Source organism: Sinomonas humi (genome assembly GCF_000802235.1).
GTDB classification, from domain to species: domain Bacteria; phylum Actinomycetota; class Actinomycetes; order Actinomycetales; family Micrococcaceae; genus Sinomonas; species Sinomonas humi.
Genome location: NZ_JTDL01000039.1, coordinates 1 through 1421 on the forward strand (window position 1 = coordinate 1; position 1421 = coordinate 1421).

The window sequence follows — 1421 nt, forward strand, 5'->3', positions numbered from 1 at the left end:
GGGCCCGAGGTCGCCATGCACACCCCGACCCGGCCGGTGAACTTCGCATACCCCACCGCCTCGAACGCGGCCATCTCCTCGTGCCGGGCCTGGACGAACCGGGGCCTGTCATCGGCCCGCCCGAACGCGGCCAGGATCCCGTTGATCCCGTCGCCCGGGAAGCCGAACACGTTCTCCACACCCCACTGGCGCAGGCGGCTCAGAAGGTAGTCGGCGACTGTCTGGGATGGCATGGGCTCACTCTCCTATTCCAAAGGGAACGACTGCTCGAACGACTGCGGGAACGACTGCTGGAAGGACTGCTGGAAGGACTGCCGGGACTCGTGTGCTGGCGCAAGCTTTGCGGCCACGCAAGGGGCGAGGGGATACTGGGGCCGTGGAGAACAAGGGATTCCGGGGGCAGCACGAGCAGGTCGACGCCGTCCTGAGGGCAGCCGACGTCCTGCTGCGCGTGGCCGCGAAGTCCGTCATGGAAGTCGAGGACGTCGTGACCAGCCCGCAGCTGCGGGTGCTGGTGCTCATCGCGCTGCGCGGCCCGCAGAACCTCGGCGCCGTCGCCCGCGAGCTCGGCGTGCACGCCTCCAACGCGACCCGCACCTGCGAACGGCTCGTCCTGGCCGGGCTCGTGAGCCGGCGCGAGGACCCCGCCGACAGGCGCTTCCTCCAGCTCGACCTCACCCCCGAGGGCAGGAACCTCGTCGAGACCGTCATCGAGCACCGCCGCAGGGCCATCGCCGAAGTCCTCCAACGCGTCCCCCCCGACGCCAGGGAATCCGTCGCCACCGCCATGGCCGCCTTCGCCGACGCCGACGGCGGCCAAGGCACCCAAGACGGCCGCTTCACCCTCGGACCCAGAAACTGACCCCACACCCCCCAAAATCACCACAACTCCCCGACGGCGAACGCGAACGCGATCACGGCGTTGACGGCGGCTGCGCGGCGGCGCTTCGGGTCGAAGGCCGCCAGCGCCACCATCGAGAGGGCGTGCAAGGCGTCGGCGCCGCCGCCCACCCGGTGGGCCGTTCGGCCCGCCCGTGCGGTGAGAACAGCCTGGAGCACATGCCGTGCCCCGAGGATCCGAATCGTCGTGCGGGCCCGCTCGTCCGCGGCAGTCCCGACGAGCAGGCGCTCGAGAGCGCCAGGGGCGAGCAGCTCCATGACCCCGTAGGCGGCCCGGAAGGCTTCGAGGGGTTTCATCGGGCGGCCTTGCGCCAGATCGCGGCGGCGGTGGTGGCCAGCCCGGCCAGGAGCGCGCCCGAGACGGCCGCGACGAGGCGGTGGTGGTGGGAGGCCTTGAGCTGGTAGCTGCGGGGGGAGGACTTGTCGTCGAAGATCCCGTGGGCCCCGAAGTCCCGGTCGGCGTCCGCGGGCTCCCACAGGTTCACCGGCTGGTCCGGATCCCGCGGGGCGGAGGTCTGCTG

Annotated in this window: 3 protein-coding genes and 1 pseudogene; 1 reads left to right on the forward strand and 3 read right to left on the reverse strand. The window is 71.5% G+C overall.

Annotation, left to right across the window (positions count from 1 at the left end; all coding sequences use genetic code 11):
• Positions 1-233, reverse strand: a 233-nt coding sequence (locus LK10_RS03765; RefSeq protein ID WP_043120270.1) for a thiamine pyrophosphate-binding protein, incomplete at its 3' end; no start/stop codon positions are given.
• Between the two features lie 143 nt (positions 234-376).
• Here LK10_RS03765 and LK10_RS22810 point away from each other — a divergent pair.
• On the forward strand, positions 377-862 hold the full coding sequence (locus LK10_RS22810) for a MarR family winged helix-turn-helix transcriptional regulator (RefSeq protein WP_052206919.1): 486 nt from the start codon (positions 377-379) through the stop codon (positions 860-862).
• Between the two features lie 17 nt (positions 863-879).
• Here the strand turns inward: LK10_RS22810 and LK10_RS03775 are convergent, their stop codons facing one another.
• Together LK10_RS03775 and LK10_RS22185 are read right to left on the reverse strand one after the other, a co-directional pair.
• Positions 880-1197, reverse strand: coding sequence for a hypothetical protein (locus tag LK10_RS03775; RefSeq protein WP_052206920.1), 318 nt, complete (start codon positions 1195-1197; stop codon positions 880-882).
• Positions 1194-1421, reverse strand: a pseudogene (locus tag LK10_RS22185) (hypothetical protein); the annotation flags it as partial. The gene LK10_RS03775 and the pseudogene LK10_RS22185, both read right to left, overlap by 4 nt.